Raw genomic sequence first — 26883 nt, 5'->3', positions numbered from 1 at the left:
CGACGCCTTTTGGCGGGGAGCAAGCATGACAATCAGCGGAACGCGGGCGGCAACGGTGTGTGGTTTGCTGGCGATCCTGCTGTGGAGCACGGCGTCCGGCTTGATCAGGAGCATCAGCGAAATCTTCGGCGCGCTCGGCGGCGCGGCGTTGATCTACACGCTGGGCACATTGATGCTTCTGGCGTTGCTCGGGCGACCGCGGTTGCGCTCGGTGCCGCGGGTTTATCTGCTGAGCGGAAGCGCGCTGTTCGTCGCCTATGAAATCTGCCTGTCGCTGGCGCTGGGCTTCGCCAATGACGCGCAGCAGGCCATCGAATTGATGGTGCTGAATTACTTCTGGCCCTGCCTGACGGTGCTGCTGGCTATTTTCATGAACGGCCAGCGCGCCCGCTGGCTGATCGTGCCGGGCACGGCGCTGGCGTTGTCGGGAATTCTTTGGGTGGTCAGTGGCGACGGTTTGTCGCTGACACGGATCATCGCCAACGTGCAGTCCAACCCGCTGAGTTACGGCCTGGCGCTGAGCTGCGCGGTCACCTTCGCGCTGTACTGCAACGTCACCCGCCGCTATGCCAACGGGCAGAACCTGGTGGTGCTGTTCTTCTTCCTCACCGCCTGCCTGTTGTGGATCAAGTTCGCTTTGAGCGGGGCGCCGTTGCCGGCGTTCACCGCGAGCAACAGCCTGGAACTGCTCGCCGCAGGCGTGGCCATGGCCGGCGGCTACGCGCTGTGGAACCTGGGCATCCTGCGCGGCAACCTGACGCTGCTGGCTACCGCGTCGTATTTTTCCCCGGTGCTGTCTTCGGCGTTTGCCTCGATCTGGCTGGGCGCGCACCTGAGCGGGCAGTTCTGGCAGGGCGCGTTGCTGGTGACGTTGGGATCGTTGATCTGCTGGCAGGCGACGCGCGCGAGGGCGGTGGCAGCGTAATGGCACTTGCGGCCTTTCCATGGCCAGCATTAATATGAATAATTCTCATTTGTGTGAATTCTGCCATGGACTCCAGCCCGCCGCCCCGGAGCGACACCCTCGACGCGTTGTACCAGGGATACCACAGCTGGTTGCTGGGCTGGTTGCGGCGGCGGATGCAGTGCCCGCATAACGCCGCCGACCTTGCGCAAGACACCTTCATTCGTGTGCTCACCGCCGGTGCCTATGTCGCGCCGCGTGAACCACGGGCGTTTCTTGCCACGGTGGCACGCCGGTTGCTGATCGATAACGGCCGGCGCCAGCGTCTGGAGCAGGCCTATCGCGAAGAGCTGGAACGCTGCGCGTCGTATCTGGAGCAGGCGCCGTCGCCGGAGCAGATTCTCCAGGCGATCCAGGTGCTGGAAGGCATCGACCGGGCGCTGGCGCGCATGCATTCGCGGGTGCGTGAGACCTTTGTGTTGCGCCATCTGGAAGGACTGGGCCAGGAGCAGATTGCCCGCCAGACCGGCGTGTCGATCAGAACGGTGCAAAAGGATCTGGTGGAAGCCCTGTTGATCTGCGACCTCGTCGCCCAGGAGGCCTGATGAGCGCCGCCGTTTCCGCTTCCGTGTTGCGTCAGGCCGCCGAATGGCTGGTGCGCCTCGACAACCAAACCGACGCCGCTACGCGTCAGGCCTATCACGTCTGGCTAGCCGCCGACCCGCAGCATGGCGCCGCCATCGCCCGTTTGCAGGGCCATCTCAGCCCCCTTGCCGAATTGCCGCGCCAGCCGGCCCGCGCCGCGCTGCGGCGTGCGCACCAGGGCCGTCCGCGAGGGCAGGCGATCAAGGCGCTGGCGTTGGCGGGCTTGCTGGTCGGTTCGGGGTTGCTGGGGTATCAGCACTGGCAGCGCGGCTACCTGCTGGCGGACCTGAGCACCGCCCGTGGCACCTGGACCGAGCAGCGCCTGACTGACGGCAGCGAGATCAGTCTCAACGGTGACTCGGCGGTGGACTGGCATTTCGATGCGCAGGAGCGGCGCGTCCATCTGCTGCGTGGCGAACTGCGCGTGCAGGTGGCCAAGGATGCGCAGCGGCCGTTCTATGTCGACACGCCGCAGGGCAGCATCCGTGCGCTGGGCACGCGCTTTATCGTCGAGCGCCGCGACGACGCCACGCGGGTGACCATGCTCGAATCGTCGACGCGGATCGAAAGCCCTGTCGGCACCCTGGTGCTGAACGCGGGCGAGCAGGTGCGGGTGGATGCCAACGGCATCGGCGCGGTGCAGCGGGTGGATGTCGCGGCGCAGGAGGGCGCCTGGAATCACCATCAGTTGCTGGTCACCGACCAGCCGTTGAGCGATGTGCTGGAGCGTCTGGCGCGGCATCGTCCGGGACTGCTGTCGTTCGACCGCGAGGCGCTGGCCGGCATGCGGGTCACGGTGATGTTGCCGACCGACGACAGCGACCGTGCCTTGCGCCTGCTGGAGCGCACATTGCCGTTGCAGGTAACGCATTTCACGCCGTGGTTGACCCAGGTGACGCCTCTGGATGAAGAAGAACGCAAATAATTTGCAATTCCGCTTCGCGTTTTCGTTTTTCGCCCGTCCTCCCCTGGGCCAACACACTCAGGAGAACCGAAACCATGGCTTCATCGTTGCGCGCGCTGTCCCTGCGTCCCAGCCGTCTCTGCCTCAGCCTGCGGCTGGCCCTCGGCGGCATTGCCCTTGTCGCCCCCGTATTGACCTTCGCCCAGCAGCAGGTCCTGGCGTTCGATATCGCCGGCGGCCCGCTCGGCGAAGTGCTGGGCCGCTACGCCCAGGCCGCCGGCGCGCCGATTTCGGTCAGCTCGCAGCAAGTGGCGGGGCTGGTCAGCCCGGGTGTCCACGGCCGCTTCACCGTCGCCGAAGGCTTTGCCCAGGTGCTCAAGGGCAGCGGCCTGGTAGCGCGAGCCAGCGCCGATGGCTTCCAGATCGAAGCCGTGCCGGTCAGCGGTAGCGCCATGGAACTGGGCGCCACCAGCGTGGTTGCCAACCAGCTCGGTACCATCACTGAAGACAGCGGCTCCTACACGCCGGGCACCATTGCCACCGCCACGCGGCTGGTGCTGACACCGCGGGAAACACCGCAGTCGATCACCGTGGTGACCCGCCAGCATATGGATGATTTCGGCCTCAATTCGATCGACGACGTGATGCGCCACACCCCGGGCATCACCGTTGCCTCCTATGACTCCGACCGCAGCAACTATTACGCCCGCGGCTTCTCGATCCAGAATTTCCAGTACGACGGCATCCCCACCACCCGCACCGCGGCCTACTCGGCGGGGCAGACCCTGAGTGACATCGCCATCTATGACCGGGTCGAAGTGCTCAAGGGCGCCACCGGCCTGCTCACCGGCGCGGGCGCCCCCGGCGGCACCATCAACCTGGTGCGCAAGAAGCCGACCGCCGACTTCAAAGGTCATGTCGAACTGGGCGCCGGCAGTTGGGACAGCTACCGCTCCGAGGTGGATGCCAGCGGCCCGCTCACAGAGTCTGGCAACGTGCGCGGTCGTGCCGTGGCGGCCTACCAGGACAAGCACTCCTTCATCGACCACTACGAGCGCAAGACCAGCGTCTACTACGGCATCCTCGAATTCGACCTCGATCCCGACACCCTGCTGAGCGTCGGTGCTGATTACCAGGACAACGACCCGAAAGGTTCCAGCTGGTCCGGCAGCGTTCCGATCTACGACAGCCAGGGCAACCGCATCAGCACCTCGCGCTCGTTCAATAACGGCGCCGAATGGAGTCGCTGGGAGCAATACACCCGTACCGTGTTCGCCACCCTGGAACACAGCTTCGCCAACGAATGGGTCGGCAAGGCGCAAGTGCACCACCAGATCAACGGCTATTACGCGCCGCTCGGCTCGATCCAGGGCCGACCCAACGCCACCACCGGCGTGACCTCGATCTACGGCAACAAGTACACCGGCGAAACCACCACCGACTCGGCAGACGTCTACTTCAGCGGGCCGTTCTCGCTGTTCGGTCGCGAGCACCAACTGGTGGTCGGCGCGGCCGCGTCCAAGGCGCACTGGAAGGGCAAGGACTACTGGACCGCGACCTACCGCGACAGCAATTCCTACGACTTCTGGAACTGGGATGGCGGCAGCGGCATCGAGCCGGACTGGGGCGATGTCAGCTACCGCACCGACCAGACCACCTGGCAGACCGGTGGCTACCTGACCTCGCGCTTCAGCCTCAGCGACGAGTTGCACCTGCTGCTGGGCGCTCGGCTGGCCAACTACAAGATCACCGGCACCAGCGACACCCGCGAAACCGGGCGCCTGGTGCCTTATGTCGGCGTCACCTACGACCTCAACGATGAGTTGTCGCTGTACGCCAGCTACACCGACATCTTCCTGCCGCAAACCGACTACCGCGACCGCACCAACAAGATGCTCGAACCCGACGAAGGCCAGAACTACGAGCTGGGTATCAAGGGCGAATTCTTCGATGGTCGCCTGAATGCCAGCCTGGCGTACTTCGAAGTCCACGAGAAAAACCGCCCGGAATCGGACAGCGACTACAACGCCAACCCGACCCTGCCGAACCTTTACGACGCCTATTACGGCATCACCGCGACCACCAAGGGCGTCGAAGCGGAAATGAGCGGCGAACTGGCCACCGGCTGGAACCTGATGGGCGGCTACACCCATAAAATCGTGCGTGACCAGCATGGCGACAAGGTCTCCACCTGGGAGCCGCAGGACCAGTTCAACGTCTACACCACCTACAAACTGCAGGGTCCGCTGGAGCGTCTGACCGTCGGCGGTGGTGCGCGCTGGCAGGGCCAGTCCTGGCAAATATTGACCAACCGCGCCAAAGGCGTTCAGGAGAAATTCACCCAGGACGACTTCTGGCTGGTCGACCTGATGGCCCGCTACAAGATCACCGACAACCTGTCGGCCACGGTCAACCTCAACAACGTGTTCGACAAGACCTACTACACCAACGTCGGCTTCTACAGCTCGGTGTCCTACGGCGACCCACGCAACGTGATGGTCACCACCCGCTGGGACTTCTGACTGGTCACGGGGGAGCGCAAGGCTCCCCCGTTTCACGGCGTTCTACTCTTCTTCGCTGACCAGGAAACAGACCTTCTTGCCGCCGAGGTTATTGCCTTCGGCGCTGTAGATCGCTCCCATCTTGTCCCTCAACCCGGCGCTGTCAGCGAACTGCGAGATATCCACGTTGGCGACGTCATCGCTCGAGTTGATCCCGATCATGCCCTTGAACGCCAGATTCACATCGTTCCCGAGGGTGTCACGGGCTAGCGCTCATGCCAGCGGGCGTGCCGCCTTTGCGGTGAGCGCCGCATGGGTGTCCAGTTCTTCGGCAATGAACGCATCGATCATCGCCCGGTAGACCTGTTCCACCACCTGCGCCGAGGCACCGGTTTCTTCGGCAATACCGCGCACCTTGGTAATCACCTGTTCGACCCGCGCCGGGGCGCGGACATCATCGGAGGTTTTCTTGAAAGCGGCTGCCTGGGCGACCAGATTGCCGCGCCGGGCGAGGAGGGTGACGAGATCGCGGTCGATGCGGTCGATGTGTTGGCGGACTTCGTCGAGGGAGGTGCAGCGTACATCCATGATCAAGTATTCCTGTCCAATTGAGGCGAGCGCCGATCATTGATGAACCCTTGCTGCCGGGTCAACTGTCGGTGTCGAAGCCCGGCGGCGGGTCAGCCCGCCAATCTGCAGACAGGCGACCCCGGCGAGGATAAACACGATCGCGAGCAGGGCGATGGCGTCCGTGGATTCACCGGCCAGCACTACGCCGATCAGCAGCGCCACCACGGGCGGGATGTAGGTGACGCTGGAGGCGGCGATGGCGCCGAGGGATTCGACGATGAAGTAGTAGGCGATGTAGGCCAGTCCAGTGCCCAGCAGGCCCAGGCCGAGGGTCAGCCCCACCCAGGCGCGAGTATCGGCGAACAGCGCGTCGATGCCGCGCATGGGCGTGACGGCCAGCAAGAACAGCAGGGCGAAGCCGATCTGGTAGGTGGTCAAGGCCGCCACGGGCAGGCCGAGCGGGCTGACATAGCGCCGCGCATAGACGAACGAAAGCCCCACGCACAACGAGCCGCCAAGCATGTAGCCGACCCCGGCCAGGCTGATGTCACCGGTGGCGGACCAGGGGCGGGCGATCAGCAGCACGCCGATAAAGCCGAGGATGACCCCGGCGATCCGCGTACCGTTGATGGTTTCCCCACGCAGGAACAGCGCCGCGCCGAGAAAGGTGAACAACGGGATCGCGCCGCTGAGCACGCCGGCCACGCTCGACGGCAGCAGCGCCGTGCCCAGGGCAAAGGCGTAGTAATACAGTGCCGTGGCCAGCAGCGACATCACCACGAAATGATGTGCGTGGCGCCAGTGCGCCCAGCGCAGTTCGCGCTTGAGCAGTGCGTAGGCCATGACCGGCAGGAAACCGAACAGCACCCGCATCAAGGTGATTTGCAGCGGGCTGATGTCCTGCGCGGCCCACTTCACGAAGATGAAATTGCTGCCCCAGATCAGCCCCAGAAAGACGAAGGCGATAACGGCGGAAGGTGAGACTTTTTCGGTTGGCACAGGCGTGCTCCGGCAAGGATGAACAGGTGTCCAGCCTATCAACGCGGCGCCCCAGGAGAGAGACAGCGCGAATTCTCTGATTCGATAGAAAAACTACTGGCTTGCCTGTTCTTCCAGCCACTGCCGCACCAGCGCCTGCGCTGCCGGGTGCCGGGACTTGCGTGGCCACACCAGCCAGAACCCGGTTTCTGCGCTCAACTCAGCCTCGACGGCGGCCTGCAGTCTGCCTGCGCGGATATCGTCGCGGACGAAGAAATGGCTGGCCAGCGCCAGTCCCTGTCCGGCGATGGCCGCCTCGATCGCCAGTGATGTCTGGTTGAACCGCACGTTCTTCGGCGTGACCTCGGCGGGATGCTCGAACACCTGGGCGATGAACTGCGGCCAGAAATTGTGGGCATCGTGCAGCAGCACGAAATTGCGCAGGTCGGCGAAGCCGTTGGGCATGCCGTGGGCCTGCAACAGCGCGGGGCTGCCCACCGCGACGATGCGCTGATCGAACAGCAACTCGGCATTCAGGCCCGGCCCGAAAGGCGGGTTGCCGTAGCGCACGGCGATGTCCACGGCGTCGGTCTGGAAGTGCGACAGGCGCTCTGTGGCCAGCACCCGCAGATCGATTTCCGGATGACGCTCGGTAAACCCGGACAAGCGCGGGATCAGCCAGCGCGAAGCGAGGCTCGGGGTGACGCTGATGGTCAGGTGGGTGGGCTCCGGCCGCAACGCGCGGGTGGCTTCGTCGATCAGTTCGAAGGCTTTGCGAATGCTCACTGCATAGGAGCGCCCCGCCTCGGTCAAGGCCAGGCCGCGGGGCAGGCGCTCGAACAGCTTCAGCCCGAGGCTGGCCTCCAGCCCGCGGATCTGCTGCGCCACGGCGGCCTGGGTCACGCCCAGCGCCTCGGCGCCAAGGCGAAAATTACCGTGGCGGGCGACCACTTCGAAGATGCGCAGGGCGTTGAGAGAGGGCGTCGACATGGCGATGGAATTTCTACTGGCTGGCTGACGGGTTGAAGCTACGCCCGCAGCGCCGGGATGAACAGTGTTCGTGTCAGAAAAATCTCCGAAGCCTGCAGGCGCCGGTCTACACTGGGCGCCCCTCAAATGTTCCGAATCCCGCCATGCTCCGAACCGTCACCGACCTCGACCTGCGCCTGCTACGCATCTTCACCACCGTGGTGAAATGCGGCGGCTTCACCGCGGCCCAGGCCGAGCTGAACATGAGCCAGTCGAATATCAGCATGCACATTGGCAGCCTGGAAAAGCGTCTGGGTTACCGCCTGTGCGAGCGCGGCAAGGGCGGTTTTCGCCTGACCGCCAAGGGCAAGCGGATTCTCGATGCCTCACAGGCGATGTTCGACGCCATCGGCCTGTTCCGTGACGAGGCGCAGGCGCTGTCGGGCAATCTGGTGGGCGATCTGTATGTGGGGCTGGCGGACAACGTGGCGACGCTGCCGCAGGCGCGCTTCGGCGAGGCGTTGGCGACCTTCTATCGGCGTGAGCAGGACGTGCAGTTGAACCTGTACGTCAACTCACCCACCGAGCTGGAACTGGCGGTGATCGACGGGCAACTGGACCTGGCGGTGTCGTACTTCAGCCGCTCGCGGCCGAGCCTGGATTACCTGCCGTTGTACACCGAGGAGATCGGGGTGTTCTGTGGCGATCGGCATCCGTTGTTCGACGAAGCAGAGCCGGCGTTGGAGCGCATTGCCGCGTGCAACTGGATCAGCCACGGCTTTCTTCCCGAGAACCAGGACCTGCCGCTGCGCCCCGAGCGCAGCCGGGCCACCGCCTACCATATGGAAGCGGTGGCTCATGCGGTGCTGGCGGGCACCCATCTGGGCTACCTGCCGACCCACTATGCGCAGATCTGGATCGAGCGCGGTCGCATGCGCGCCTTGCAACCTGAGCGGCTGCGCTACGAGGTGGTGCACAGCATGATCACTTACACCGGCCGGCCGCGCAGTGAGGCGGCGCGGGCGTTTATCGAGGATTTGCTGGCGGTGCATGGGTTGGGTGTTTAGTTGCGTATAGGTTGTACACATCTCATGTAGCTTGTCAGGGGATCTGGTCAGGGCGGCCAGGTGCTAGCCGACGGGGTTTTAGCGCTCTCGAGATCGAGCGCCGCCCGCGCGGCGCATCGCGAGCAAGCTCGCTCCTACATCGGTTGCAACGTGCCATGGCCTGTCAGAGAGGTGTTGCCCGCCTTTTTGCGTTTCGCGATGAATCGCGTTGAAGCTGTTGGGATCGACTCGATACCGCGTTGTACAAACAAGGCCGTCAACCATGGCCTGACAGACATAGGCACGTTGCAACCTACTGTAGGAGCGAGCTTGTCGGAGCGCCGAACCGTCGCGATGCGCCGCGCGGGCGGCGCTCGATCTTGAGAACGCTGGAAAAACTGTCGGCTAGCACCTAGTCGCCGTTACCCATGCTCAGATCAACTTCCCGACCACCGCATTGCGATAAATCCGCGAATAGTCAGCAGCCGTCAGCGGCAACGCATTGGTCTCCGACGACGAGATATCCGCCAGCGCCAGCTCGCCGATAAGCGCGGCATCCTCGCCGGTCAAGCCCAGTTCGGCGAGGGTATCGGGAATCCCCACCCGACCACGCAGTTCCAGCACCCAGGGCAGCAGTCCGTCAAAACTGGCATCGTCCAGTTCCAGATAACGCGCCAGGCGCGCAGCGTCGCTTTCGATGGCGCTGCGGTTGGCCAGCAGCACATAAGGCAACAACACCGCATTGAGCAAGCCGTGGTGCAGGTGATGGCGCGCACCCAGCGGATGGGCGAGGGCGTGCACGCCGCCGAGACCTTTCTGGAACGCCACGGCGGCGCTGGCCGAGGCCACAAGCATGCCTTCGCGGGCAACCAGGTCATTGCCATCACGAACGGCGTTTTCCAGGTGCAGCTTCACCTGCCGAACGCCTTCCACGGCGACGCCGGCGGACATCGGGTGATGCAGCGGCGAGAACAGCGCTTCCAGGTGGTGGGTGAGGGCGTCCATCCCGGTGGCGGCGGTCAGTTTTGCCGGCAGGCCGGTGGTCAGCGCCGGGTCGAGGATCACGCAGCGGGCCAGCAGTTCGCGGTGGCCGATGACCTTTTTCACGCCTTGCACGGTGTCGGTGAGCACCGCTTCACGGCCCAGTTCCGAGCCGGTACCGGCGGTTGTGGGAATGGCAATCAGCGCGGGCAGATCGAGCGCGGGGTAGTTGGCGAGGGTCGGGAAGTGCTCCAGTATTTGCGCCCATTCGAAGCGTTCCAGGCCTTGCGGATCACGGCTGAGCAGGGCGATGCCCTTGGCCGCGTCCAGCGCACTGCCGCCGCCGAGGGCGATCAGCGAGTCGTGCTGGCCGTCTGCGAACACTTGGGCACCGGCGCGGGCTTCGTCCAGGCTCGGGTTGCCGGACAGCCCGTGGAACAGCGCGTAATCAACGCCCTGGGCATCCAGATGCTCGCGCACCGCGCGCAGGGGCGGCAGTTCCAGCATGCCGGGGTCGGTCACCAGCAACGGGCGGCGCATGCCGGCCAGGGCGCAGCGTTGGGCCAGCAGGTCGAGGGCGCCGGCACCGCAGAAAATCTCGGTGGGGTAGTTCCAGTAATGCAGGGTGGACATGACGAATTCCTTTTTTCAGGCGCAAGCCCGCCCCGCCAGCAAAAGGCCGGTGAACAGAGCGGGCGGAGCGGGGGGTGAATCAGTCGACGGCGCGGCCGGCGAAGCTGAGGCTGGTGGCGATACGGCGATGGGGCTTGGCGATCAGCAGGTAAGCCAGGCCGAACAGGGCCAGGACGGAGAACACCACCACCACCGCCCACACCTGGAACCACGGCGCTCCGGGCGGAGCCAGCAGTTCCCGCGGCCAGGCCACGTTGATCGCTTCGAAAAGCAGCCAGCAGACCGCGATGATGTTGATCACCAGGCCTTTACGACCCAGTTGCAGGGCGCCTTTGGCCGGGTCCCAGCGACCGCTCAGACGGGCATACAGGGCGCTGACACTGACAATCAGGAAGACGAAGAAGAAGCCGCCGCTGCCGAAGGCGATCAAGGTGCCCACCGCCGTGGCGTTGAGGCCCAGGCCGAGACCGAGGCTGGCCACCAGGGTGCTGAACACCATCGCTGCCATCGGCACTTTGCGTCGGTCTACCCGGCGCAGCAACGCCGAGCCCGGCAGGATGCCGTCGCGGGCCATGCCGAAGATCGCCCGGCCGATGTAGGTCTGCACCGAGACCACGCAGGCGACGAACGCAATCAGCACAATGGCGACGAACGGCCGTTCGGCCCAGGCGCCAAAGGCATCCACCACCGCCGGGGTCACCGGATCGATGATCTGGCCGCTGACCACTGCGGCCGGGTCCTTGAACGACAGGGTCACGGCGAAGGCGGTGAGCATCACGGTCAGGCCCACCACCAGCATCGAACGCAGGATGGCGCGCGGGGTGGAGACGCGGGCGTCGGTGGTTTCTTCGGACAGTTGCGAGCAGGCATCGAAGCCGAGGAAGGCCCAGCCACACACCGCCAGCGCGGTGAGCAGGCCGCTCGTGTAAGAGCCGCCGGACGCGCTTTCGGCGCCCATGCTGGTGAACAGCAGGCTGAAATCATGGTTGCGGAAGAACAGCAGCAACAGCACGCCGATGCCGATGGAGGCGATGGCTTCGGCGAAGATCCCGGCGTTGACGAAGTACTTCAGTGGGTTGATGCCCAGCAGGTTGACCCCCAGGCCCAGCGCCAGCAGCGCCGCGCCACAGGCCACCTGGGTGTTGGCCGAGGGCGGTTCGTTGGTGATCAACAGGCCGAGCCAGAAACCGCCGAGGTAGGCCACGGTGGTCAGCGACGCCAGCGCCGCAGCCAGATACAGGAAACCGGTGAACCAGGCCAGGCGGTCACCCACCAGGCGGCGCACCCATTGATAGCAACCACCGGCCAGCGGGAACTGCGACGACAGTTCGGCGTAGACCAGGGCCACGCTCAGTTGCAGCAACAGGCACAGCGGCACGATCCAGACCCAGGACGGACCGATGCTGATCGCACCAAGGGACATCACCGAATAGATGCCGACAACCGGCGAAATGGTGGCGAAGCCGACGGAAAACGACGACCACAGGCTCAGGCCTCGATCCAGCTCCTGGCGATAGCCGTGGCTGGCGAGCAGGTGCTCGTCTTGATTGGACGGAAGAGGGACGGGCATAGGGGATCCTCGGCAGGTATTGGAATTGTTATCGAGATCCGGTGCCTCTGTGGGCACTCGGCTGCCCCGGATTGGGCCGGGCGGGTTCCTGGCCAGAGTATGTCGGCTTCGCATCAGGAAAAATTCATCGTTGCGATGGCTGGCATCAGGATTTTTTGATGTTTGCCGTGCGCGCCGATAGTGGATCGGCGCAAAAGAACAGCCGATGTCGTTCGTCCTGTCTATGAGTATCGCCGCGCAAATCTGTGCTGCGACCTGAAACGTTGCACGGCAGGCCGCGCGGGCTGAGCTAGCCTTTGAACTGTTCGCCGCTCGCGGCCCTCGAAGCCCTGTGCTTTCAAGGACCGCCATCGGGCTTCGCTTGCCTTGCGTGCACCAGGGCGCGAAGACCGCGGCACGGGGTGCCGGCGGTCGGTCCAATGGGCAGGGAATTCACGCCAATCACATCGAGGCTCGCCTCGTGGGAGAAAACATGACGATCGGGATGAAATGGAGAGCGGCGTTCGCCGGGCTGACGTTGCTGTGCGGCTTCGCCAGCGTGCAGGCCGCCGAGGCGAAGAAGGTCGACGTGCTGCTGGTGGGCGGCGGCATCATGAGTTCGACCCTGGCGATCTGGCTCAACGAACTGGAACCGGGCTGGTCGATGGAACTGGTCGAGCGCCTGGACAAGGTCGCCAACGAAAGCTCCAACGGCTGGAACAACGCGGGCACCGGCCACTCGGCCCTGGCCGAGCTGAACTACACGCCGGAGAAAGACGGCAAGGTGGACATCACCAAGGCCGTCGAAATCAACGAATCCTTCCAGATCACCCGACAGTTCCTCGCCTGGCAGGTGAAGAACGGTGTGCTGAAGAATCCCCGTTCGTTCATCAACACCACGCCGCACATGAGCTTTGTCTGGGGCGACGACAATATCCGCTTCCTGAAGAAACGCTACGAAGCGCTGCAGGCCAGCCCGCTGTTCCGGCCCATGCAGTACTCGGAAGACCCCGAGCAGATCAAGAAATGGGTGCCGCTGATGATGGACGGGCGTGATCCACAGCAGAAGCTTGCGGTCACCTGGACGCCCATCGGCACCGACGTCAACTTCGGTGAAATCACCCGCCAGTACGTGGCCTATCTGCAGACCCGGCAGAACTTCAGCCTGAAGCTGTCCAGCGAGGTCGAGGACATCACCCGCAACGACGACGGTTCGTGGCGCGTCGAGTACAAGAACCTCAAGGACGGCAGCAAATCCACCACCGACGCCAAGTTCCTGTTTATCGGTGCCGGTGGCGCGGCCTTGCCATTGCTGCAGAAATCCGGCATCGCCGAGGCCAAGGACTACGCGGGCTTCCCGGTCGGTGGCTCGTTCCTGGTCACTGACAATCAGGACATCGCCCTGCAGCACATGGCCAAGGCCTACGGCATTGCCTCCACCGGCGCGCCGCCGATGTCGGTGCCGCACCTGGACACCCGGGTGCTGGATGGCAAGCGGGTGATTCTGTTCGGGCCGTTTGCCACGTTCTCTACCAAGTTCCTCAAGGAAGGCTCCTACCTCGACCTGTTCGCCAGCATGTCGCTGCACAACACCTGGCCGATGATGCGCGTGGGCCTGCGTGAGTTCGACCTGGTGAAATACCTGGTCGGCCAGGTGATGCAGTCCGATGACGACCGCTTTGCCGCGTTGCAGACCTACTTCCCCAAAGCCAAGAAGGAAGACTGGCGCCTGTGGCAGGCCGGCCAGCGGGTGCAGATCATCAAGAAAGACGAGGGCCAGGGCGGTGTGCTCAAGCTCGGCACCGAAGTGGTCGCTTCCAAGGACGGCACCATCGCCGGCCTGCTGGGTGCCTCGCCGGGCGCTTCCACCGCGCCGCCGATCATGCTCGACCTGATGCAGAAGGTGTTCAAGGACCGCCTCGCCTCGTCGGCCTGGCAGGAGAAACTGAAGCAGATCATTCCCAGCTACGGCATGCACCTGAACGACCATCCTGACCTGGTCGCCAAGGAGTGGGCCTACACCAACGAGGTGCTGCAACTGGCCCCGGCGCCAGGCATCGACCAGCGCCAGGATCCGGCCAATCCGGACAACATCGATCCGCTGGGGCAGAAGACCGGCAACGCCGACCCGGACCTCAACCCTGACGCCGGCAATTGACCGCGCGTTTGCATCCGGCAGGGCGACTGTCGGATGCAAACGTCCCACGTGCAGTTCTGCACTGAACGGTTGCACCAAGGGCATGTTCCTGCGCTCGCACTCCGGGTATCCTCGACACACTTTGTTCGATTGACCCTGTCCCAAGGAGTTGCGCGCTGTGTTCAAACATGTCGATGCCTATGCCGGCGATCCGATCCTCTCGTTGATGGAGACCTTCAAGACCGATCCTCGGGCCAACAAGGTCAACCTGAGCATCGGCCTGTATTACGACGCCGCCGGCGTGGTGCCGCAACTGGCGGCGGTGGGCGAGGCCGAGAAGCGCCTGGCCGACAAGCCCCACGAAGCCTCGCTGTACCTGCCGATGGAAGGTCTGGCCGGCTACCGTCAGGCGATCCAGAACCTGCTGTTCGGCGCTGATCACCCTGCGGTGACCGGCGGCCGCGTTGCTACTGTGCAGACCGTCGGCGGTTCCGGCGCACTGAAAGTCGGTGCCGACTTCCTCAAGCGCTACTTCCCCGAATCGCAGGTCTGGGTCAGCGATCCGACCTGGGACAACCACCGCGCGATCTTCGAAGGTGCCGGTTTCAAGGTTCATACCTATCCGTACTTCGACCAGAACACCCGTGGCGTCAACTTCGACGGCATGCTCGCGGCGCTGCAGACCCTGCCTGCCAACAGCATCGTCCTGCTGCACCCGTGCTGCCACAACCCGACCGGCGCCGACCTGAATCAGGGGCAATGGCAACAGGTGATCGAGGTGGTCAAGGCGCGCAACCTGATCCCGTTCCTCGACATCGCCTACCAGGGCTTCGGTGAAGGCCTGCTGGAAGACGCCTTCGCCATCCGCGAAGCCGCCCGTGCCGGCGTACCGTGCCTGGTCAGCAACTCGTTCTCGAAGATCTTCTCGCTGTACGGCGAGCGGGTAGGGGGCCTGTCGGTGGTCTGCGATGACGCCGACACCATGCAAAGCGTGCTCGGCCAGCTCAAGGCCACCGTGCGCCGCAACTACTCCAGCCCGCCTGCCTTCGGCGCGCAACTGGTGGCGGCGGTGTTGAACGATGCCGGCCTGAATGCCCAGTGGGTGGCTGAAGTCGAGCAGATGCGCCTGCGTATCCTGGACATGCGCCAGGGTCTGGTGGACGCCCTGGCGGTGCTGTTGCCGGGCAAAGACTTCTCGTTCTTCCTGTCCCAGCGCGGCATGTTCAGCTACACCGGTTTCAGCGTGGCCCAGGTTCGTCGCCTGCGTGACGAGTTCGGCGTGTACCTGATCGACAGCGGCCGCGTGTGCATGTCGGGCCTGCGCCCGGACAATCTGCAGCAGGTGGCTGAGGCATTTGCTGCGGTGCAGTGATCTTCAGGGTCTCATCGCTGCGGTTCGGCGCCCCGACAAGCCAGCTCCCACAGGTGCTGTGTGCACCGACCTTGTGGGAGCCGGCTTGCCGGCGATGAGGCCATCAGCAACCCGCTCAGTTCTCAGCCTGTCGCCGCACCGCAACGGTGCAACCATTCCTCGGACAGGGCTTTGCAAGTGCAACCTTTCAGCGCACAATCGCGCCCCTCTTTGATGGCCGGGGTGCGTTGAGGCGTCTGTTTCGCCACTTCCGGCGCTGTTGCAGTCTTGCGTGTGGAGTTGCACCCGGAATGAATGAGCAGGCCCCAAGCGTTGAACAACGCTTTGAATCGACCCCAGCTGCGACCCTCGGTAGCTGGGCCCGTCAAGACACTACCTGGATGCTCGGCCTGTTCGGCACCGCCATCGGCGCCGGTACGCTGTTCCTGCCGATCAACGCCGGCCTCGGCGGCTTCTGGCCGCTGCTGATCCTGGCGCTGCTGGCGTTCCCGATGACCTACTACGCCCACCGCGGCCTGACCCGCTTCGTCCTCTCCGGGCGCGGCGACGGCGATATCACCGAAGTCGTCGAAGAACACTTCGGCCTCAGCGCCGGTGCAATGATCACCGTGCTGTATTTCCTCGCCATCTTCCCGATCCTGCTGATCTACAGCGTGGCGCTGACCAACACGGTCGGCAGCTTCATGGAACACCAACTGCACATCCAGCCGCCGCCGCGGGCGCTGCTGTCGTTCGTGCTGATCCTCGGCCTGCTGGCCGTGGTGCGTTGCGGTGAACAGGCCACGGTCAAGGCGATGAGCCTGCTGGTCTATCCGTTTATCGTGGCCCTGGCGTTTCTCGCGGTATTCCTGATTCCGCACTGGAACGGCGGCATCCTCAGCACCGCCAGCGAGCTGCCTGCGGGCAGCGCCTTCTTGCACACCCTGTGGCTGGCGATCCCGGTCATGGTGTTCTCTTTCAACCATTCACCGATCATCTCGGCCTTCGCCGTCGACCAGAAACGCCGCTACGGTGAGCACGCCGACCAGCGCAGCGGACAGATCCTGGCCCGCGCGCACCTGTTGATGGTGGCGATGGTGATGTTCTTCGTGTTCAGTTGCGTACTGACCCTGACCCCGGCGCAACTGGCCGAGGCCAAGGCGCAGAACCTGTCGATCCTGTCGTACCTGGCCAACCACTTCAGCAACCCGACCATTGCCTTCGCCGCGCCGCTGATTGCCTTCGTCGCGATTGCCAAGTCGTTCCTCGGCCACTACATCGGTGCCAGCGAAGGCCTCAAAGGCATCATCCTCAAGACCGGCAAGCGTCCTCAGGCCAAGACCCTGGACCGGGTCACCGCCGCGTTGATGCTGGTGGTGTGCTGGATCGTCGCCACGCTCAATCCGAGCATTCTCGGCATGATCGAAGCCCTGGGCGGCCCGGTGATCGCGGCGATCCTGTTCCTGATGCCGATGTACGCGATCCGCCGCGTGCCGGCGATGCGCAAATACAGTGGCGCGATGTCCAACGTATTCGTGACCCTGGTGGGGCTAGTGGCTTTGTCGTCGGTGGTGTATTCGCTGATTCCGTGAGGCTTCATCGCGACGGCCCGGTGTCACGGCACGCTGGGCGTCGCGATGGATTGTTCGGTTTCTAGAGGCTGTTTTGTCCACAAGAATTGTCCGGCAATTCAACAATTTGCATTCAGCCCATAGGTGGACGCTCACTTTCGTGCTTAACTCTGGGTCCTTTTATCCTCTCGCATAAGGACTCCGTTCATGGCTCAAGTGACTCTTAAAGGCAATCCGGTTCAGGTCAACGGCGAGCTGCCAAAAGCCGGCGCCCAGGCGCCAGCGTTTTCGCTGGTCGGCGAGGGCCTGGCCGATGTGTCGCTGAAGGACTTCGCCGGCAAGCGCAAAGTGCTGAACATTTTCCCAAGCGTCGACACCCCGACCTGCGCCACCTCCGTACGCAAGTTCAACGCCCAGGCCAATGAACTGGCCAACACCGTGGTGCTGTGCGTATCCGCTGACCTGCCGTTCGCCCAGGCTCGCTTCTGCGGCGCCGAAGGCCTGACCAACGTGAAGAACCTGTCGACCCTGCGCGGCCGTGAGTTCCTGGAAAACTACGGCGTTGCCATTGCTGACGGCCCGCTGGCCGGCCTGGCCGCCCGCGCCGTGGTTGTGGTCGACGAGAACGACAACGTGCTGCACAGCGAGCTGGTTGGCGAAATCGCCGAAGAGCCGAACTACGAGGCAGTCCTGGCTGTCCTGAAGTAAGTCGCTCGCGGGGCGCGCCCGCAAAAACCTGAAGCGTGATCACGGCCTGGCTTTGCCCAGGCCGTTTTTATTTAAAGTTCAGGGTCTTGGCTACGTCAGTGATCAGTAAATTGCCGGTAAAGGCGCTTTGCTAATCCTTCTCAAGTGCTTATCGTTCAGCCTCCTTCAAAGTTTCCTGCGCAGATATGGTCGGTCAACCCATGCAATCTTCCTCCCGTTCTTCCCGTCGCTGGCTGTTCAGCCTGTTGATTCTGTTGCTGGTCGCTGGCTTGTGCTGGTGGCTCTGGCCGGCATCGACGGCTTCCAAGGCCCCGGCCAAAGGCGAAACGCCGGCTGTTGGCCGCCGTGGTGGCGCCGGCCCCATGGGCGGTCCGGGGCGTCCGGGCTTCGGCAACTCGACGGCCACGGTGCCGGTGCGTGTAGCGCCCGCCGTAGTGGGCGACTTCCCGCTGTATTACAAGGCGCTGGGCACGGTCACCGCGACCAACACCGTCAATGTGCGCAGCCGGGTGGCGGGGGAACTGGTCAAGGTGCACTTCCAGGAAGGCCAGCAGGTCAAGGCCGGCGACCTGCTCGCCGAGATCGATCCACGCAGCTACCAGATCGCCCTGCAGCAGGCCGAAGGCACCCTTGCGCAGAATCAGGCGCAACTGAAAAACGCCCAGATCGACCTGGCGCGCTATAAAGGCCTGTTCGCCGAAGACAGTATCGCCAAGCAGACCCTCGACACCCAGGCCGCGCTGGTGGCGCAGTACCAAGGCACGATCAAGACCAACCAGGCGGCGGTCAACGACGCCAAGCTGAACCTGGACTTCACCAAGATCCGCGCGCCGATCGGTGGCCGCCTCGGCCTGCGCCAACTGGACCTGGGCAACCTGGTGGCGGCCAACGACACCACCGCGCTGGTGGTGATCACCCAGACCCAGCCGATCAGCGTCGCCTTCACTCTGCCGGAAACCGACCTCGACACCGTGCTCGCACGCTTCCGCAGTGGCGCGCCACTGCCGGTCGAAGCCTGGGACCGAGGCGACACCCGCCAGCAGGCCGTCGGTGTGCTGCGCAGCCTCGACAACCAGATCGACATCACCACCGGCACGCTGAAATTCAAGGCGCGCTTCGAGAACCAGGACGAAGCGCTGTTCCCCAACCAGTTCGTCAATGTGCGTTTGCTCGCCGACACCCAGAAAGACGTGGTCACCGCCCCGGCGGCGGCGATCCAGTTCGGCACCAACGGCACCTTCGTCTATGTGGTGGACGCCGAGAACAAGGTGCACATCCGCACCCTCAAGCTGGGCGCCAGCGACGGCGAGCGCACGGTCATCAAGGAAGGCCTGGCCAAGGGCGAGCGGGTCGTGCTGGAAGGCACCGACCGCCTGCGCGATGGCACCGTGGTGGAAGTCGTCGACGACGCCACTGAAGTCCCGACGACGCCCGGCCAGCACCTGCAAGGCCAGGACAAGAAAGACGTCTCGGCTGTGCCTGAGCGTCCGGCCCGTGAAGGCAAGGCTGGCGCATGAATCTTTCGCGGCTGTTCATCCTCCGTCCGGTTGCCACCACGCTGAGCATGCTGGCCATCGTCCTGGCCGGCCTGATCGCCTACAAGCTGCTCCCGGTGGCGGCCTTGCCCCAGGTGGATTACCCGACCATCCGGGTCATGACCCTCTATCCCGGCGCCAGTCCGCAGGTGATGACCAGCGCCGTGACCGCGCCGCTGGAACGCCAGTTCGGACAAATGCCCGGCCTGACCCAGATGGCCTCCACCAGCTCCGGTGGTGCGTCGGTGCTGACCCTGCGTTTCAGCCTGGAAATGAACATGGATGTCGCCGAGCAACAGGTACAGGCCGCGATCAACGCCGCCAGCAACCTGCTGCCCAGCGACCTGCCGGCACCGCCGGTGTACAACAAGGTCAACCCTGCGGACACCCCGGTGCTGACCCTGGCGATTTCCTCGAAAACCATGCCGTTGCCCAAGCTCAATGATCTGGTCGATACCCGCATGGCGCAGAAGATCGCCCAGATCAGCGGCGTCGGCATGGTCAGCATCGCCGGCGGCCAGCGTCAGGCGGTGCGGATCAAGGTCAACCCCGAGGCGCTGGCGTCGGCGGGCCTGAACCTTGCCGATGTGCGCACCCTGGTCGGCGCCTCCAACGTCAACCAGCCCAAGGGCAACTTCGACGGCCCGACCCGGGTGTCGATGCTCGACGCCAACGACCAACTGCGTTCCCCCGAGGAATACGCCAACCTGATCCTCGCCTACGCCAACGGCGCGCCGCTGCGCCTGAAGGATGTCGCCGAGATCGTCGACGGCGCCGAGAACGAGCGCCTGGCCGCCTGGGCCAACCAGAACCAGGCCGTGCTGCTGAACATCCAGCGCCAGCCGGGCGCCAACGTCATCGAGGTGGTCGACCGCATCAAAGAGATGCTGCCGTCGATCACCGACAACCTGCCGGCCGGCCTCGACGTGGTGGTGCTCACCGACCGCACCCAGACCATCCGCGCCTCGGTCAAGGACGTGCAGCACGAACTGCTGATCGCTATCGCCCTGGTGGTGATGGTCACCTTCCTGTTCCTGCGTCGGGTCAGCGCGACCCTGATTCCGTCGATCGCCGTGCCGCTGTCGCTGATCGGCACCTTCGGCGTGATGTACCTGGCCGGTTTCTCCATCAACAACCTGACCCTGATGGCGCTGACCATCGCCACCGGGTTCGTGGTGGACGACGCCATCGTCATGCTGGAGAACATCGCCCGCCATATCGAGGAAGGCGAGACGCCGTTGCAGGCCGCGCTCAAGGGCGCCCGGCAGATCGGTTTCACCCTGATCTCGCTGACCTTCTCGCTGATCGCCGTACTGATCCCGCTGCTGTTCATGGCCGACGTAGTGGGGCGGCTGTTCCGCGAATTCGCCATTACCCTGGCGGTGGCGATCCTGATTTCCCTGGTGGTGTCCCTGACCCTGACGCCGATGATGTGCGCGCGCTTGCTCAAGCGCGAGCCGAAGGAAGAAGAGCAGGGCCGTTTCTACCGTGCCAGCGGCGCCTGGATCGACTGGCTCATCGAGCATTACGGTCGCGGCCTGCAGTGGGTCTTGCGCCACCAGCCGCTGACCTTGCTGGTGGCGGTGGCGACCCTGGGCCTGACCGTGCTGCTGTACATGGTGGTGCCCAAGGGCTTCTTCCCGGTGCAGGACACCGGGGTGATCCAGGGCATTTCCGAGGCGCCGCAGTCAATCTCCTTCACCGCCATGAGCCAGCGCCAGCAGGAACTGGCCGCGCTGGTCCTCGAAGACCCGGCGGTGGAGAGCCTGTCGTCGTATATCGGCGTCGATGGCGACAACGCGACGCTCAACAGCGGCCGCATGCTGATCAACCTCAAGCCCCACGGCGAGCGCGACCTCACCGCCGCCCAGGTCATTGCCCGCCTGCAACCGCAGGTGGATCGCCTCAGCGGCATTCGCCTGTTCATGCAGCCGGTGCAGGACCTGAGCATCGAAGACCGGGTCAGCCGCACCCAGTACCAGTTCAGCCTCTCCTCGCCGGACGCCGAGTTGCTGTCGACCTGGAGCGACACCCTGGTGCGCACCCTGCAACAGCGGCCGGAACTCACCGACGTCGCCAGCGACCTGCAGGACAAGGGCCTGCAGGTGTATCTGGTAATCGACCGCGACGCCGCCAGCCGGCTTGGCGTGACCGTCTCGGAAATCACCAACGCGCTGTATGACGCCTTCGGCCAGCGGCAGATCTCCACCATCTACACCCAGGCCAGCCAGTACCGCGTGGTGCTGCAGGCCGCTGCTGCGTCGAGCATCGGCCCCAAGGTGCTGGACCAGATCTACGTCAAGACCACCGATGGCGCGCAGGTCCGGTTGTCGGCGCTGGCCCGTGTCGAAGAGCGTCAGGCGCAACTGGCCATCGCTCATATCGGCCAGTTCCCGGCGGTGATGATGTCGTTCAACCTGGCCGAGGGCGTGTCCCTGGGCGAGGCGGTGCAGGTTATCGAGCAGGTGCAGAAGGACATCGGCATGCCGCTGGGCGTGCAGACCCGCTTCCAGGGTGCGGCCGAGGCCTTCCAGGCGTCGCTGTCGAGCACGCTGCTGCTGGTGCTCGCCGCTGTGGTGACCATGTACATCGTGCTCGGCGTGCTCTACGAGAGCTACATCCACCCGATCACCATCCTTTCGACCCTGCCGTCGGCGGCGGTGGGCGCCTTGCTGGCGCTGATCCTCACCGGCAACGACCTGGGGATGATCGCCATCATCGGCATCATCCTGCTGATCGGTATCGTCAAGAAGAACGCGATCATGATGATCGACTTCGCCCTCGAAGCCGAACGCCACCAGGGCATGGACCCGCAGACCGCGATCTACCAGGCTGCGCTGCTGCGTTTCCGGCCGATCCTGATGACCACCCTGGCAGCGTTGTTTGGCGCCGTGCCACTGATGCTCGCTACCGGTTCCGGCGCCGAGCTGCGCCAGCCGCTGGGCCTGGTGATGGTGGGCGGTCTGCTGGTCAGCCAGGTCCTCACGCTGTTCACCACACCGGTGATCTACCTGTACTTCGATCGTCTGGCGCGCCGTTTCAAGCCTGAACAGAACGTTGTGGAGGAGCCGGTGTGATCAGCCTTCGCAACCCTGCTCGTAGCGTGCAGCTTGTCACCTGGAGCTGCCCTTGAACCTGTCCGGCCCGTTTATCCGTCGCCCTGTGGCGACCATGCTGCTGAGCCTGGCGATCCTGCTGCTGGGCGGCGTCAGCTTCGGTCTGTTGCCGGTGGCACCGCTGCCGAAGATGGACTTTCCGGTGATCGTGGTTTCGGCCAGTCTGCCCGGGGCCAGCCCCGAGGTCATGGCGGCCACGGTTGCGACGCCGCTGGAGCGCAAGCTGGGCACCATCGCCGGCGTCACCACGCTGACCAGCAGTTCCAGCCAGGGCTCGACCCGGGTGATTCTCGGCTTCGACCTCGACCGTGACATCGACGGCGCTGCGCGGGAGGTGCAGGCGGCGATCAACGCCACGCGCAACCTCTTGCCCAGCGGCATGCGCAGCATGCCCACCTACAAGAAGATCAACCCGTCGCAGGCGCCGATCATGGTCCTGTCGCTGACTTCCGAGGTGTTGCAGAAGGGGCAGTTGTACGACCTGGCCTCCACCATCCTGTCCCAGAGCCTGTCCCAGGTGTCCGGGGTCGGCGAGGTGCAGATCGGCGGCAGTTCGCTGCCGGCGGTGCGCATCGAGCTGGAACCGAAGAGGCTCACCCAGTACGGCCTGTCCCTGGACGATGTACGCGAGACAGTGGCGGCGGCCAACCAGCGCCGGCCCATGGGCTTCGTCGAGGATGCCGGACGCAACTGGCAGGTGCGCGCCAATGACCAACTGGAGAAAGCCAAGGACTACGAGCCACTGGTGATCCGTTACCAGAACGGTTCGGTGCTGCGCCTGAGCGATGTGGCGAAAGTCAGCGACGGCGTGGAAAACCGCTACAACAGTGGCTTCTTCAACGACGACGAGGCGGTGTTGCTGGTGATCAACCGCCAGACCGGCGCCAACATCATCGAGACTGTGGAGCAGATCAAGGCGCAGTTGCCGGCCCTGCAGTCGCTGCTGCCGTCCAGCGTCCAGTTGAACATCGCCATGGACCGCTCGCCGGTGATCAAGGCGACCCTCAAGGAAGCCGAGCACACCCTGTTGATCGCGGTGGTGCTGGTGATCCTGGTGGTCTACCTGTTCCTCGGCAACTTCCGTGCTTCGCTGATCCCGACCCTGGCGGTGCCGGTGTCGCTGGTGGGCACCTTCGCGGTGATGTACCTGTGCGGTTTCTCGCTGAACAACCTGTCGTTGATGGCGCTGATTCTTGCCACCGGGCTGGTGGTGGACGATGCCATCGTGGTGCTGGAGAACATTTCCCGGCATATCGAGGACGGTCAGCCGCCGATGCGCGCGGCCTATCTCGGGGCCAAGGAAGTGGGTTTCACCCTGCTGTCGATGAACGTGTCGCTGGTGGCGGTGTTCGTCTCGATCCTGTTCATGGGCGGCATCGTCAATGCGCTGTTCCGCGAGTTCTCCATCACCATGGCGTCGGCGATCATCGTCTCCCTGGTGGTGTCGCTGACCCTGACGCCGATGCTCTGCGCCCGCTGGCTCAAGCCCCATGCTCACGACGCCGGACAGACCCGCCTGCAACGCTGGAGCGACAGCCTGAACCGACGCATGATCGCCGGCTACGACCGCAGCCTCGGCTGGGCGCTGCGCCATCGCAAGCTGACCCTGTTCAGCCTGCTGCTGGCCATCGGCGTGAACATCGCGCTGTATGTGGTGGTGCCCAAGACCCTGATGCCGCAGCAGGACACCGGCCAGTTGCAGGGCTTCATCCGCGGCGACGACGGCCTGTCGTTCACCGTGATGCAGCCGAAGATGGAAATCTACCGCCGCGCCTTGCTCGCCGACCCGGCGGTGCAGAGCGTGGCCGGCTTTATCGGCGGCAACAGCGGCACCAACAACGCCATGGTGCTGGTGCGCCTCAAGCCGATTGCCGAGCGCAAGCTGGACGCGCAAAAGGTCATCGAGCGACTGCGCAAGGACATGCCGCAGGTGCCGGGCGGCCGCCTGTTCCTGATGGCCGACCAGGACCTGCAACTGGGCGGCGGTGGCCGCGACCAGAGCACCTCGCAGTACCTCTACACCTTGCAGAGCGGTGATTTGCAGGCGCTGCGCGATTGGTACCCGAAAGTCGTGGCGGCGCTGCGTGCGCTGCCGGAACTGACCGCCATCGACGCCCGTGACGGCAGCGGCACCCAGCAGGTGACCCTGGTGGTGGACCGCGAGCAGGCCAAGCGCCTGGGCATCGACATGAGCATGGTTACGGCGGTGCTGAACAACGCCTACAGCCAGCGGCAGATTTCCACCATCTACGACAGCCTCAACCAGTACCAGGTGGTGATGGAGATCAACCCGAAATATGCCCAGGACCCAAGTACCCTGGAGCAGGTCGAGGTGATTACCGCCGATGGCGCGCGGGTGCCGCTGTCGACATTCGCCCGTTACGAGAACAGCCTGGCCAACGACCGGGTCAGCCACGAAGGACAGTTCGCCTCCGAGGACATTTCCTTCGACGTCGCCGAAGGCTATAGCCCCGACCAGGCCCTGGCCGCGGTGGAGCGGGCGGTGGCCAAGGTCGGTCTGCCGGAGTCGGTGATCGCCAAGCTCGGCGGCACGGCCGACGCCTTCAGCAAGACCCAGCAAGGCCAGCCGCTGATGATCCTCGGCGCTCTGGTGCTGGTGTACCTGGTGCTGGGCATCCTGTACGAAAGCTACATTCATCCGCTGACCATCCTCTCGACCTTGCCGTCGGCCGGGGTAGGGGCCTTGCTCACGCTGTACGTCACCGGTGGCGAGTTCAGCCTGATCTCGCTGCTGGGGCTGTTCCTGCTGATCGGCGTGGTCAAGAAAAACGCCATTCTGATGATCGACCTGGCGCTGCAACTGGAGCGTAATGAAGGCCTGGACCCGGAAGAATCGATCCGCCGCGCCTGCCTGCTGCGCCTGCGGCCGATCCTGATGACCACCCTGGCCGCGATCCTCGGCGCCTTGCCGCTGTTGCTCGGCACCGCCGAAGGCTCGGAAATGCGCCAGCCGCTGGGTGTGACCATCATTGGCGGCCTGGTCTTCAGCCAAGTGCTCACGCTTTACACCACCCCGGTGGTCTACCTCTATCTGGACCGCCTGCGCCATCGCTTCAACCGTTGGCGCGGAGTGCGGACCGACGCAGCCCTGGAAACCCCGCTATGAGTCAACCTGTCTTGCTTTCCGATTCTTCGCTGTTGCGCCTGCTCGGCGCCCGGGGCTCGCGCCTGCTGGCTGCCAGCCTGTGCGTGGCGATGCTCAGCGCCTGTACCCTGAGCCCCGATTACCAGCGCCCGGAGATGAACACCGCGGTGCCGTTCAAGCATGCCGAAGGCTGGACCCAGGCCAACCCGTCCGACGCCCTGGCCCGTGGCGCCTGGTGGGAGCTGTACGGCGACGCGCAACTGAACGGCCTGGTCGAGCAGCTCAATGCCAGCAACCAGACCGTGCGCCAGTACGAGGCCCAGTACCGGCAGGCCCAGGCCCTGGTGCGCAGCTCGCGGGCGTCGCTGTTCCCCAGCCTCGACCTGAGCGCCGGCAAGACCCGTTCGAGCCAGGGCACGGGCAGCAGCAGTTCGAGCCTGAGCAACAACAGCAGCGGTATCCGCGACACCTATAGCACCCAGTTGGGTGTCAGTTGGGAAATCGACCTGTGGGGCAAGCTGCGTGAAGGCCTGAATGCCGACGAGGCCAGTGCCGAAGCGAGCCTGGCCGACATGGCGGCGATACGCTTGAGCCTCCAGTCCGAGCTGGTGCAGAACTACCTGCAACTGCGCGTGATTGACGAACAGAAGCGCTTGCTCGAGGCGACCCTGGCGACCTATCAGCGTTCGCTGAAAATGACCCAGAACCAGTACAAGGCGGGCGTTTCCGGCAAGGACGCGGTCGCCCAGGCGCAAACCCAGCTCAAGAGTACCGAGGCAGACCTGGTGGACCTGGTCTGGCAGCGCGCGCAACTGGAAAACGCCATTGCCGTGCTGATGGGCAAGCTGCCGGCGGAGTTCGCCCTGGCGCCGACTACCACTATCCCGGGGTTGCCGCAGATTCCGCTGGAATTGCCGTCGCAACTGCTGGAGCGGCGTCCCGATATCGCCTCGGCCGAGCGCAAGGTCATGGCTGCCAACGCCGGTATCGGCGTGGCCCGGGCCGCTTACTTCCCGGATTTGAGCCTGAGCTTGAGCGGTGGCTACAGCAGTAGCACCTTCAGCAACTGGATCAGCTTGCCGAACCGTTTCTGGTCGGTGGGCCCGAGCCTGGCCATGACCTTGTTCGATGCCGGCAAGCGCTCGGCGGAAGTCGACCGGACGGTGGCGGTCTATGACCAGACCGTGGCGCAGTACCGGCAGACCGTGCTGGATGGCTTCCGCGAAGTGGAAAACTACCTGGTCCAGCTCAAGGTCTACGGCGACGAGGCGAATGTGCGCCAGGAGGCGCTGGAATCGGCGCGTGAATCGCTGCGCCTGACCGAGAACCAGTACCGGGCAGGGCTGATCGGTTATCTGGACGTGGTCAACGTGCAAACCACCGCCTTGAGCAACGAGCGCAGTGCGCTGACCCTGTTGCAGGGGCGATTGGTGGCCAGCGTGCAGTTGATTGCGGCCTTGGGTGGTGGCTGGGATGCGCAGCAGTCGTTTACCGAGGAGTGACGCGGGCAGCGCAACAGTGTTGTTCCAGCCGGCCTCATCGCCGGCAAGACCGGCTCCCACAGGTTCTGCGCCAGATACCTGAAATCGCGTTCAGCCAGTGCCGGTGGGAGCCGGCCTTGCGGCGATGAGGCCCGCAGGGTCGCCACAAAAATGGCGAAATCCCACCCCAGGCACCCC

At 64.4% G+C, this 26883-nt stretch carries 19 protein-coding genes; 13 read left to right on the top strand and 6 right to left on the bottom strand.

The window, feature by feature from the left end; translation table 11 throughout:
- Positions 1 to 25 precede the first annotated feature (25 nt).
- From yddG to DM374_RS14585, 4 genes are all read left to right on the top strand, one after another.
- Complete coding sequence (gene yddG / locus DM374_RS14600) at positions 26 to 925, top strand: aromatic amino acid DMT transporter YddG (protein WP_110970480.1); 900 nt, start codon at positions 26 to 28, stop codon at positions 923 to 925.
- A gap of 65 nt (positions 926 to 990) precedes the next feature.
- Positions 991 to 1509: a sigma-70 family RNA polymerase sigma factor gene (locus DM374_RS14595; RefSeq protein ID WP_110970479.1), complete on the top strand. Its 519-nt coding sequence runs from the start codon at positions 991 to 993 to the stop codon at positions 1507 to 1509.
- On the top strand, positions 1509 to 2474 hold the full coding sequence (locus tag DM374_RS14590; RefSeq protein WP_110970478.1) for a FecR family protein: 966 nt from the start codon (positions 1509 to 1511) through the stop codon (positions 2472 to 2474). The genes DM374_RS14595 and DM374_RS14590 overlap by 1 nt, the downstream gene beginning before the upstream one ends.
- Before the next feature lie 74 nt (positions 2475 to 2548).
- Positions 2549 to 4975, top strand: a complete 2427-nt coding sequence (locus DM374_RS14585) for a TonB-dependent siderophore receptor (protein WP_110970477.1) — start codon at positions 2549 to 2551, stop codon at positions 4973 to 4975.
- 42 nt (positions 4976 to 5017) lie between these two features.
- Here DM374_RS14585 and DM374_RS14580 read toward each other — a convergent pair whose 3' ends face one another.
- The 4 genes from DM374_RS14580 to DM374_RS14565 all read right to left on the bottom strand — a co-directional run bounded on the left by DM374_RS14580 (position 5018) and on the right by DM374_RS14565 (position 7492).
- Positions 5018 to 5176: a hypothetical protein gene (locus DM374_RS14580; RefSeq protein WP_157969698.1), complete on the bottom strand. Its 159-nt coding sequence runs from the start codon at positions 5174 to 5176 to the stop codon at positions 5018 to 5020.
- A gap of 51 nt (positions 5177 to 5227) precedes the next feature.
- Positions 5228 to 5542 carry a chorismate mutase gene (locus tag DM374_RS14575; RefSeq protein ID WP_110970475.1) on the bottom strand — a complete coding sequence of 105 codons (315 nt, stop codon included), beginning with the start codon at positions 5540 to 5542 and terminating at the stop codon, positions 5228 to 5230.
- Positions 5543 to 5578: 36 nt separating this feature from the next.
- Complete coding sequence (locus tag DM374_RS14570; RefSeq protein WP_110970474.1) at positions 5579 to 6523, bottom strand: DMT family transporter; 945 nt, start codon at positions 6521 to 6523, stop codon at positions 5579 to 5581.
- 93 nt (positions 6524 to 6616) lie between these two features.
- Entirely contained in the window at positions 6617 to 7492 is an 876-nt protein-coding gene (locus DM374_RS14565; protein ID WP_110970473.1) for a LysR substrate-binding domain-containing protein, read from the bottom strand.
- Between the two features lie 143 nt (positions 7493 to 7635).
- Here DM374_RS14565 and DM374_RS14560 point away from each other — a divergent pair, with 143 nt between their 5' ends.
- The gene (locus tag DM374_RS14560; protein WP_110970472.1) at positions 7636 to 8538 is read left to right on the top strand and encodes a LysR family transcriptional regulator; all 903 of its coding nucleotides are present in this window, start codon (positions 7636 to 7638) and stop codon (positions 8536 to 8538) included.
- A gap of 411 nt (positions 8539 to 8949) precedes the next feature.
- Here DM374_RS14560 and DM374_RS14555 read toward each other — a convergent pair whose 3' ends face one another.
- A complete protein-coding gene (locus DM374_RS14555) occupies positions 8950 to 10131 on the bottom strand; it encodes an iron-containing alcohol dehydrogenase (RefSeq protein WP_110970471.1) in 1182 nt (393 codons plus the stop codon).
- 79 nt (positions 10132 to 10210) lie between these two features.
- A complete protein-coding gene (locus DM374_RS14550; protein ID WP_110970470.1) occupies positions 10211 to 11701 on the bottom strand; it encodes an APC family permease in 1491 nt (496 codons plus the stop codon).
- A 484-nt stretch (positions 11702 to 12185) separates the two neighbouring features.
- Between DM374_RS14550 and mqo the strand changes: the two genes are divergently transcribed.
- The 8 genes from mqo to DM374_RS14505 all read left to right on the top strand — a co-directional run bounded on the left by mqo (position 12186) and on the right by DM374_RS14505 (position 26706).
- Entirely contained in the window at positions 12186 to 13838 is a 1653-nt protein-coding gene (mqo, locus tag DM374_RS14545; protein ID WP_110970469.1) for a malate dehydrogenase (quinone), read from the top strand.
- A gap of 157 nt (positions 13839 to 13995) precedes the next feature.
- Positions 13996 to 15189 (top strand): amino acid aminotransferase, encoded by a 1194-nt coding sequence (locus tag DM374_RS14535; RefSeq protein WP_110970467.1) that lies wholly within the window; start codon positions 13996 to 13998, stop codon positions 15187 to 15189.
- Positions 15190 to 15479: 290 nt separating this feature from the next.
- Positions 15480 to 16760 carry a serine/threonine transporter gene (locus tag DM374_RS14530; protein ID WP_110970466.1) on the top strand — a complete coding sequence of 427 codons (1281 nt, stop codon included), beginning with the start codon at positions 15480 to 15482 and terminating at the stop codon, positions 16758 to 16760.
- A 186-nt stretch (positions 16761 to 16946) separates the two neighbouring features.
- Complete coding sequence (gene tpx / locus DM374_RS14525; protein ID WP_110970465.1) at positions 16947 to 17447, top strand: thiol peroxidase; 501 nt, start codon at positions 16947 to 16949, stop codon at positions 17445 to 17447.
- 185 nt (positions 17448 to 17632) lie between these two features.
- The gene (locus DM374_RS14520) at positions 17633 to 18964 is read left to right on the top strand and encodes an MdtA/MuxA family multidrug efflux RND transporter periplasmic adaptor subunit (protein WP_404821333.1); all 1332 of its coding nucleotides are present in this window, start codon (positions 17633 to 17635) and stop codon (positions 18962 to 18964) included.
- A complete protein-coding gene (locus DM374_RS14515) occupies positions 18961 to 22059 on the top strand; it encodes an MdtB/MuxB family multidrug efflux RND transporter permease subunit (protein ID WP_110970463.1) in 3099 nt (1032 codons plus the stop codon). Before DM374_RS14520 ends, DM374_RS14515 begins: the two co-directional genes overlap by 4 nt.
- A 52-nt stretch (positions 22060 to 22111) precedes the next feature.
- Positions 22112 to 25225 (top strand): efflux RND transporter permease subunit, encoded by a 3114-nt coding sequence (locus DM374_RS14510; RefSeq protein WP_110970462.1) that lies wholly within the window; start codon positions 22112 to 22114, stop codon positions 25223 to 25225.
- Entirely contained in the window at positions 25222 to 26706 is a 1485-nt protein-coding gene (locus DM374_RS14505) for an efflux transporter outer membrane subunit (RefSeq protein WP_110970461.1), read from the top strand. Before DM374_RS14510 ends, DM374_RS14505 begins: the two co-directional genes overlap by 4 nt.
- The last annotated feature ends 177 nt before the right edge of the window (positions 26707 to 26883 follow it).

It is taken from the genome of Pseudomonas huaxiensis (genome assembly GCF_003231275.1).
In the GTDB taxonomy this organism is placed as follows: Bacteria; Pseudomonadota; Gammaproteobacteria; order Pseudomonadales; family Pseudomonadaceae; genus Aquipseudomonas; species Aquipseudomonas huaxiensis.
This window is presented reverse-complemented; position numbering and strand designations above follow the sequence as displayed.

What these genes read in the sequence shown, in the direction of transcription:
- yddG (WP_110970480.1), top strand. Translation starts at nt 26, where the DNA reads ATGACAATCAGCGGAACGCGGGCGGCAACGGTGTGTGGTTTGCTGGCG.
- DM374_RS14595 (WP_110970479.1), top strand. Translation starts at nt 991, where the DNA reads ATGGACTCCAGCCCGCCGCCCCGGAGCGACACCCTCGACGCGTTGTAC.
- DM374_RS14590 (WP_110970478.1), top strand. Translation starts at nt 1,509, where the DNA reads ATGAGCGCCGCCGTTTCCGCTTCCGTGTTGCGTCAGGCCGCCGAATGG.
- DM374_RS14585 (WP_110970477.1), top strand. Translation starts at nt 2,549, where the DNA reads ATGGCTTCATCGTTGCGCGCGCTGTCCCTGCGTCCCAGCCGTCTCTGC.
- DM374_RS14580 (WP_157969698.1), bottom strand. Translation starts at nt 5,176, where the DNA reads ATGATCGGGATCAACTCGAGCGATGACGTCGCCAACGTGGATATCTCG.
- DM374_RS14575 (WP_110970475.1), bottom strand. Translation starts at nt 5,542, where the DNA reads ATGGATGTACGCTGCACCTCCCTCGACGAAGTCCGCCAACACATCGAC.
- DM374_RS14565 (WP_110970473.1), bottom strand. Translation starts at nt 7,492, where the DNA reads ATGTCGACGCCCTCTCTCAACGCCCTGCGCATCTTCGAAGTGGTCGCC.
- DM374_RS14560 (WP_110970472.1), top strand. Translation starts at nt 7,636, where the DNA reads ATGCTCCGAACCGTCACCGACCTCGACCTGCGCCTGCTACGCATCTTC.
- DM374_RS14555 (WP_110970471.1), bottom strand. Translation starts at nt 10,131, where the DNA reads ATGTCCACCCTGCATTACTGGAACTACCCCACCGAGATTTTCTGCGGT.
- DM374_RS14550 (WP_110970470.1), bottom strand. Translation starts at nt 11,701, where the DNA reads ATGCCCGTCCCTCTTCCGTCCAATCAAGACGAGCACCTGCTCGCCAGC.
- mqo (WP_110970469.1), top strand. Translation starts at nt 12,186, where the DNA reads ATGAAATGGAGAGCGGCGTTCGCCGGGCTGACGTTGCTGTGCGGCTTC.
- DM374_RS14530 (WP_110970466.1), top strand. Translation starts at nt 15,480, where the DNA reads ATGAATGAGCAGGCCCCAAGCGTTGAACAACGCTTTGAATCGACCCCA.
- tpx (WP_110970465.1), top strand. Translation starts at nt 16,947, where the DNA reads ATGGCTCAAGTGACTCTTAAAGGCAATCCGGTTCAGGTCAACGGCGAG.
- DM374_RS14520 (WP_404821333.1), top strand. Translation starts at nt 17,633, where the DNA reads ATGGTCGGTCAACCCATGCAATCTTCCTCCCGTTCTTCCCGTCGCTGG.
- DM374_RS14515 (WP_110970463.1), top strand. Translation starts at nt 18,961, where the DNA reads ATGAATCTTTCGCGGCTGTTCATCCTCCGTCCGGTTGCCACCACGCTG.
- DM374_RS14505 (WP_110970461.1), top strand. Translation starts at nt 25,222, where the DNA reads ATGAGTCAACCTGTCTTGCTTTCCGATTCTTCGCTGTTGCGCCTGCTC.